This window comes from Fodinicola feengrottensis (genome assembly GCF_039530045.1).
Classification (GTDB): domain Bacteria; phylum Actinomycetota; class Actinomycetes; order Mycobacteriales; family HKI-0501; genus Fodinicola; species Fodinicola feengrottensis.
Genome location: NZ_BAAANY010000010.1, coordinates 189330 through 195540, shown reverse-complemented (window position 1 = coordinate 195540; position 6211 = coordinate 189330). Strand labels below are relative to the sequence as shown.

Below are 6211 nucleotides of genomic sequence, written 5' to 3'. Positions count from 1 at the left end.
GCACTCGATGTCGAGTGCGGGACTTTGTACGACAGTCAAAGTGAAATCAGCGGCCTCAGACGACGATTCCGCTGCAGGTCGGATTTCCCGCCTGGCCGTTGTCCGCGGGCAGGGTGGCCTGGCCGCAGGCCTGCAGCGTGCCGCCGGCCTCGTTGGTGTTGATGTCGGCCCATGCGACGGCTTTCGAGGCCCCGACAATGAGCTTGCCGGAGTTGTTGTAAAGCCCGACGTAGCCGGCCGGATAGCCGTTCGCCTCGGCGTGGAAATAGCCGTTGTCGTTGTTCTGCCACAAAGTGAAGGTCAGGTCATACTTGATGCCGGCGATGTGGACGGTGGAGACCCCCGTCCACCACTTGGTGTAGCCCAGCGGGTGAGCGCTGACAGCGCCGGGACCGGCCAGTACGAGCCCGACCGCGAGCGCGATCATCGCGATGGCCGCCGCGAGTTTCCTCATGATGCGATCACCTTTCCAGGTGGTAGTCAGGCTGTGTCTTCGTGGAAAAGCGACCACGGCAAGGTGTCCGGGCTGCTCGCATTCGTGCAGAACCACGTGTTGTTGTATCCGTTGTAGTGGTTGTATCCGTACGATTCGCAGGAGGTATATGAGAAGAAAGACTGCACGTACTTGAAAGTCTGTGGACTGGCGGGCTCGTGCGTTGCCGCGGCCGCTGGTGCGGCGGCGCCGAGAATGGCCGCCGCTGCCATCGCGCCGACAACGACACCTTTCAGGGAACGCTTTGTCATGGGGTGGCTATCCTCTCGCTCTGGGGATTTTCTTGACCAAAGTCAGCACGTCACTCGCTGTTCGCTCGGCGCGAGTGCCAGCACCGACGAGGCCTGGTCATTGTCGTTGGGGGCGACGTTCCGTACGTTGAATCCGTAGTACTCCATGAACCTCTGCTGCCCGGTGTAGTTCGCGTCGTAATACCAGCAGTAAGTCCAGGAGCTCACATTCTCCCAGGACGTCATGCGGTCGTTGAACTGGTAGCAGATCCCACCAACGCAGGCGTTTCCCAGATAGGGGATGCTCACGCCCTGGGGAATAATGATCTCCAGGCCGCCGGCATTGGCGTCGGCGTAAAGGCAGAGATAAAGGCCGGAACAGTTGTCCGCCGGTGTCGCCGATCCCGCTGGGCGCAAGGCAACCCGGGCGCCGGGAATCTGGTGGTCGGCGGCGGTGGCGCGACGGAATTTCACTGTCGTATCGGACTGTCTGAGCATTTGGAGCTGCGTGTCGACACTGGCGGGCATGGCGGGTTTCACCGATGCGCTTACCGGCGCCTGCGCACCGGCGATGACCCCGGCAAGTGCGACGAGCACTACCAGAAGTCTTCGCAATGAACTCATTTCTTCCCTTCCAACAGCAGTATTCGACCGTCAGCTTTTTGACAGTGAGTCGTTGACGAGGCAGCGAAAGAATGCCGAGAAAGTCGGGGCGCCAACGAACTTTCGTTACATTAAAACAGTCGAATGGGCACGTCTAGTGACAGCTGTCATCAGTAGCGCAGATGTTCGCTAGGCCACAATCACTAGCGTCGGCGGGAGTTACAGGTCGGTGAGGAAGCCTTCCAACGGCGGCAGGGCAAGCATCTGGCGCTGCAGGCCGCGGGCGTGGGAGCGGTAGGTGGGGTCGGTGAGGACCTGTTCTACGGCCGTACGCAACGAATCCGCGGTGACGTCTTCCAGTCGGAAGCCGGTGCCAGCGCCGATTTCGGCGATCCGGACCGCGTTTTCCGGCTGTTCGGCGAACATCGGCAAGGTGACCATGGGTACGCCGGCGGCCAGCGCTTCCCGCGTACCGCTGAAACCGGCGTGCGTGATGAAGGCGTCGCAGGCCGGCAACATCAGGTTCTGCTGGACGAACGAGGTCAAGTGCACGTTGTCGGCGCGCGCACCCTGCCACTGCGCCGGGTCACGGCCAGTGCCCAACGCCAGCACCGCGGTGACCGGCAGCTTGGCCAGTGCTGCCACGATGGTGTCTAAAATGGACGGTCCGTCGTCGCCAACGAAATGGGTGATGTTCGAGCCGAGGCTGGCCAATACGAGCGGCCGGTCGCTGGGCAGGTGGGCGATGGCCGGGTCCAACGGCCGGTCGTCCGACGGCACCGGCGGCCGGTAGTAATGGGCATGCGGGAGCCGAGTTTCCGGCCGGTAGAAGGCTTCTGGCACCACTCCGGCGCGGAAGTTCCGCATCGGATGCCACGGGTCGTCGACGGGGTCCAGGCCCAACGCGACACGCTGTTCGTTGATTTCCTGAAGGACCGCGGGGTCCGCGTACGGCGCCATCGGCGTGATGTCGATCGCCGCCTGCGCGATGCCGCGGCGCTCGGCCGCCAAATAGCTGCCGAACTCGGTGGATTCGCGGACGATGAGGTCCGGTTTCCAGTCGTCGATGACTTTCAGCAGATCCTGGGCGAAAGGCCCGCCGAGGGCGCCGACGAAAGTGGCGGCGAACATGCTGGGAGGCAGGTCGGTGGTCGCTTTCCCGGGCCGGGAGCCGGCCGCCGCGAAGCCGACCTTCTTCCGGACCTGGGGATCGGCCATCAGCTGACCCATCGGAATGGAATGCGGAAGGACGGTCGCCTCGAGGCCACGGCTGGTGATCTCGGTGGTCACCACCGGACCGGACGCGACGCGTACGTCGTGGCCAGCTCGGACGGCCGCCAGCGCGGCCGGGATCACCAGCGGCACGAGGTGGGAATACGACGGTTGGGAAGCGAAGAGAATGCGCACGTTCGTAGGATACGTAGCGGTGTCTTAAATAGCAGCATATGGGAGGCCGGCGTCACGCCGTTGACTCGGCTGGATGTGGGTGGATCGGCATCCCGTCCGGTGCTAGTCCACCATCCCACATCACAGACAGACCACTAGACAGGCATCACCAAGGGCTGCGGTAGAGGGCTGCCGGAACGCACCAAGTCGAGTTTTTGGACGGTTTCTGTGAGCCGGTGACGAGGGTGGTGGTGGGAATCTGGGAGGATTGCCGCCATGGACCCGGTGCTCATCACGATTGTCGTGGCCGCGATCATCGTGCTGGCCGCCGTTGTCGGCGGTGCCGCGTACGCCGTGCCGGCGTTGCGCCGCCGCGCCGAACGCCGGCAACTGGACAGCGGAGCGGACAGCGCGTCAGAAGGCAGCGTTCCAGCGGACAGCGTTCCAGCAGGCACGGTCACGACCGACGCGCCTCGCCCTGGAGTCGTCGAGACCAAGCCGCCGGCCCAGGTGCTGCCGACACCCCCTGCCGTGGAGGTGCCGGAGCCGACCGCCGGCCGGTTGGTACGGCTGCGCGCCCGGCTGGCGCGTTCGCAGTCCACGCTGGGCCGCGGCCTGCTCACCCTGCTCTCCCGCGAGCATCTCGACGACGATGCCTGGGAAGCGATCGAGGAGTCGCTGCTCACCGCCGACGTGGGGGTGAAGCCGACCGGCGAGATCGTCGAACGGCTGCGCGAGCGGACCCGGGTGCTGGGCACTCGCGAGGTCGGTGAGCTGCGTGCCTTGCTGGCCGAGGAGCTGGTGGCCGCGATCGGCAAGGACACCGACCGTACGCTGCACACCACGCCACACGACGACCGTCCGGCGATCGTGCTCATGGTCGGCGTCAACGGCACCGGCAAGACCACTACCTGCGGAAAGCTCGCCCGGGTGCTGGTCGCGGACGGCCGTACGGTGCTGCTCGGGGCGGCCGACACGTTCCGGGCCGCCGCCGCCGACCAGCTGACCACCTGGGCATCCAGAGTCGGCGCTGAGGTGGTCCGTGGACCCGAGGGCGGTGACCCCGCCGCGGTGGCGTTCGACACCGTCAAACGCGGCATCCAGGACAAGGTCGACACCGTCCTGATCGACACCGCCGGCCGGCTGCAGAACAAAACCGGTCTGATGGACGAGCTCGGCAAGGTCAAGCGGGTGATTTCCCGGCATGGCGAAGTGGACGAGACGCTGCTCGTGCTGGACGCCACCACCGGCCAGAACGGCCTCGCCCAGGCGCGGGTGTTCACCGAGGTGGTGGACGTGACTGGGCTGGTGTTGACCAAGCTGGACGGTACGGCCAAGGGTGGCATCGTGATCGCGGTCCAGCGCGAGCTGGGCATTCCGGTCAAACTGGTGGGCCTCGGTGAGGGTCCGGACGACCTGGCGCCCTTCGACGCCGAACAGTTCGTCGACGCGCTGCTGGGAGAAACCGCGTGAGCCAGCCGCCGCCTGGACAGCCTGGACAGCCCGGACCTGGTGGGCAGCCCGGCAACTGGCCGGGGTATCCGCCACCCGGACAACCCGGACAACCTGGTCAGCCCGGTCAGCCCGGTCCACCGGGATCGGGCGGCCAGCCGCCGTATCCGCAGCAACCGCCGCCGCCCTATCCAGCGGCGCCTGGCCAGCCGCAGCAGGGCCCGCCGGTCGGGCAGCCGCAACCGCAAGGGCAGCCGTACGGACAGCCGCAACCGCAGGGACAGCCGTACGGACAGCCGCAGCCGTACCAACACCCGCACACCTCGATTGCTCAGCAGGTGACGCCGCCGCACAACTTGTACGGGCAGCCGCCGTCGCAGCAGCGTGACGACGACGAGATCCCGCTGCATGGCGGGAACGTGTCGACGGTGGTCAAGGTTGGCGACACGGTCCGCCGGACCACCGGTCCTTGGACGCCGGCCGTGCACGCGCTGCTGCGGCACCTGGAGTCCGTTGGCTACACGGGAGCTCCGCGCGCGCTCGGCATCGACGAGAAGTCCCGCGAAGTGCTGTCCTTCGTGGACGGCGAGTGTGGCGACTACCCGCTGGCCGAGCACTGGACCACCGACGAGGCGCTCACGACGGTGGCCACCATGCTGCGGCTCTACCACGACGCGCAGCGCGGGTTCGTGCCGCCGGCCGGCGCGACCTGGCGGTCTTTCGGGCCGCCGCCGCCGGACACCGAGGTCATCTGCCATCACGACGCGGCTCCGCACAACGTGGTCTGGCGGCCGGACGGCACCCTCGCGATGATCGACTTCGACCTCGCGAGCCCCGGCGCGCGCATCTACGACGTGGCGTATTCGGCGTGGACCTGGGTCCCGCTGTTCTCCGACCGCGACTCGTCCACCCTCGGCTGGAAACAGCCCGACCGAGCCCGCCGGCTGCGCCTGTTCGCCGACGCGTACGGCCTGACCCCCCGCGACCGCGAGCGGCTCGTACGCGTCATCCGCCGCCGCATCGTCGACCACGTCGAAGGCATCCGCCGGATGGCCGCCGCCGGCGAGCCCGCGTTCGTACGCATCGTCCAACGCGGCCACCTCCGGCGCCCGATGCGCGATCTGCGCATCCTGGACGCCGAGCGCGCCCACTGGGAACACGCCCTGCGCTCCTGACGGTTAGCATCTGGGCATGCGTGTCGCTACCTGGAATGTGAACTCGGTCGTGGTCCGGCTGCCGCAGGTGCTGGCCTGGCTGGGCACGGCCGAGCCAGACGTGCTTTGCCTGCAGGAGCTGAAATGCTCGACGGATGCCTTCCCATACGAGGAGATCCGCGAGCTCGGGTACGAGGCGCAGGCGCACGGCACCGGACGGTGGAACGGCGTCGCGATCCTGTCCAAGGTCGGCTTCGAGGACGTCGTCAGAGATCTGCCGGATCAGCCGGGTTTTCAGGCCGAGGACTCGATGATCGAGGTCAGGGAGCCGCGCGCGATCGCCGCCACCTGTGGGCCGGTCCGGGTGTGGTCGGTGTATGTCCCCAATGGCCGCGAGGTCGAACATCCGCACTATTTCTACAAACTGAAGTGGCTGGACGCCCTGCGCGCGGCTTCGGTCCAGGACGCCGCGGGGGAGCGGCCGTACGCGGTGCTGGGTGACTTCAACATCGCGCCGACCGACGCCGACCTGTGGGACCCGTCGGCGTACGAGGGCATGACGCACGTGACCGCTCCCGAGCGGGAAGCGCTGGCGGCGTTGCAGGGCACCGGTTTGCAGGACGTGCTGCCACGGCCGCTGAAGTACGACCAGCCGTTCAGCTACTGGGACTACCGGCAGCTGGCGTTCCCGAAGAACCGCGGCATGCGGATCGATTTGGTGCTGGGCAACAAACCCTTCGCGACCGCGGTCACCGACGCGTACGTCGACCGTGAGGCCCGCAAAGGAAAATCGCCGTCCGACCACGCGCCAGTCGTGGTCGACCTGGATCTCTAATCAGGCTGGGTGCAGGCCTGGCGTCCCGTCGGCGACGGTGCAGCGTTTCGGTGGGCTT

At 66.7% G+C, this 6211-nt stretch carries 7 protein-coding genes; 3 read left to right on the top strand and 4 right to left on the bottom strand.

Annotated elements, in window-relative coordinates; all coding sequences use genetic code 11:
* Positions 1-55 precede the first annotated feature (55 nt).
* The 4 genes from ABD301_RS17225 to ABD301_RS17210 all read right to left on the bottom strand — a co-directional run bounded on the left by ABD301_RS17225 (position 56) and on the right by ABD301_RS17210 (position 2733).
* Positions 56-454, bottom strand: a complete 399-nt coding sequence (locus ABD301_RS17225; protein ID WP_344311284.1) for a hypothetical protein — start codon at positions 452-454, stop codon at positions 56-58.
* Positions 455-480: 26 nt separating this feature from the next.
* Complete coding sequence (locus tag ABD301_RS17220; RefSeq protein WP_163569068.1) at positions 481-744, bottom strand: hypothetical protein; 264 nt, start codon at positions 742-744, stop codon at positions 481-483.
* A gap of 42 nt (positions 745-786) precedes the next feature.
* Positions 787-1320, bottom strand: coding sequence for a peptidase inhibitor family I36 protein (locus ABD301_RS17215; RefSeq protein WP_344311283.1), 534 nt, complete (start codon positions 1318-1320; stop codon positions 787-789).
* Positions 1321-1545: 225 nt separating this feature from the next.
* Entirely contained in the window at positions 1546-2733 is a 1188-nt protein-coding gene (locus ABD301_RS17210; protein ID WP_344311282.1) for a glycosyltransferase, read from the bottom strand.
* A gap of 255 nt (positions 2734-2988) precedes the next feature.
* Between ABD301_RS17210 and ftsY the strand changes: the two genes are divergently transcribed.
* From ftsY to ABD301_RS17195, 3 genes are read left to right on the top strand one after another with little or no spacing between them, the layout of a single operon-like run.
* Positions 2989-4185 carry a signal recognition particle-docking protein FtsY gene (gene ftsY, locus ABD301_RS17205; protein WP_163569066.1) on the top strand — a complete coding sequence of 399 codons (1197 nt, stop codon included), beginning with the start codon at positions 2989-2991 and terminating at the stop codon, positions 4183-4185.
* The gene (locus ABD301_RS17200; RefSeq protein WP_344311281.1) at positions 4182-5339 is read left to right on the top strand and encodes a phosphotransferase; all 1158 of its coding nucleotides are present in this window, start codon (positions 4182-4184) and stop codon (positions 5337-5339) included. Before ftsY ends, ABD301_RS17200 begins: the two co-directional genes overlap by 4 nt.
* 16 nt (positions 5340-5355) lie before the next feature.
* Positions 5356-6153, top strand: coding sequence for an exodeoxyribonuclease III (locus tag ABD301_RS17195; RefSeq protein WP_344311280.1), 798 nt, complete (start codon positions 5356-5358; stop codon positions 6151-6153).
* Positions 6154-6211: the final 58 nt, after the last annotated feature.

Coding starts and splice junctions, on each gene's coding strand:
- ABD301_RS17225 (WP_344311284.1), bottom strand. CDS start 454: ATGAGGAAACTCGCGGCGGCCATCGCGATGATCGCGCTCGCGGTCGGG.
- ABD301_RS17220 (WP_163569068.1), bottom strand. CDS start 744: ATGACAAAGCGTTCCCTGAAAGGTGTCGTTGTCGGCGCGATGGCAGCG.
- ftsY (WP_163569066.1), top strand. CDS start 2,989: ATGGACCCGGTGCTCATCACGATTGTCGTGGCCGCGATCATCGTGCTG.
- ABD301_RS17195 (WP_344311280.1), top strand. CDS start 5,356: ATGCGTGTCGCTACCTGGAATGTGAACTCGGTCGTGGTCCGGCTGCCG.